Raw genomic sequence first — 387 nt, forward strand, 5'->3', positions numbered from 1 at the left:
CGTTTATTCAAAATTTTCTGAGTCGTGCAATGACCTTGGCGGTCGGAGTCGAATTTATCAAAATGCTTTGCAAACAGTCACCTAGCACCGTGATTGAGGTACTCCTGGTTGCCATTGCTCGCCAACTGATTGTGGAACATGGCTCAAGCATGGACTACTTGATTGGTATTGCATCGGTCGCCATCCTATTTGCAGTTAGAAAATACCTTTTCACTCAGTTTGATGATTCCAATAATATTATTATGCGCGCCAGCCAGAAAGTAAAAGTGGCTAATATCATCGCACGAGTAAAAATTCCAAGTGAAGGTAGCGAGACTTTGAGAGATTTTGTGACACGAAAACTCAATGAAGAAGAGAAAACCATTGCTATTGGTGCCTGTGTATATT

At 41.3% G+C, this 387-nt stretch carries 1 pseudogene; it reads left to right on the plus strand.

The features are described 5' to 3' along the window. A pseudogene (locus tag C1E99_RS12070) lies at positions 1–387 on the plus strand (hypothetical protein); the annotation flags it as partial.

Source organism: Streptococcus suis, assembly GCF_002964045.1.
Lineage (GTDB): Bacteria > Bacillota > Bacilli > Lactobacillales > Streptococcaceae > Streptococcus > Streptococcus suis_U.